A 261-nucleotide genomic window follows, 5' to 3' on the forward strand; every position below is an offset into this window, starting at 1 on the left:
GCTTATTTGAAGGCTTCGCCGGGATAGGCGCCCCAGATTTCCGACTGCGCCACCCAGCCCGCGGCGCCGTCGGTTTCTGCGTGGCACCAATCGCCGTTGCACTCGCCGATCGTCAGCATCACGCCGGGTTCCAGCTTGGCGACGATCGAGGCGGAGGGCTGCGCCTCACGGCGCAGATTGACATAGACGCCCTTGCCCTTCGTCTTCATCCAGGGCGCGGCGATCGCTGCGCGCTGGCCCGATAGCAGCGACTGGTTGACC

Annotated in this window: 1 protein-coding gene; it reads right to left on the minus strand. The window is 66.3% G+C overall.

Features of this window, described 5'->3' with window-relative positions:
• Nucleotides 1-2: 2 nt before the first annotated feature.
• Nucleotides 3-261: SH3 domain-containing protein (locus tag EOD29_RS32755; RefSeq protein ID WP_245475511.1), on the minus strand; the 259-nt coding region annotated here is incomplete at its 5' end.

The organism is Mesorhizobium sp. M1A.T.Ca.IN.004.03.1.1 (assembly GCF_003997555.1).
Lineage (GTDB): Bacteria > Pseudomonadota > Alphaproteobacteria > Rhizobiales > Rhizobiaceae > Mesorhizobium.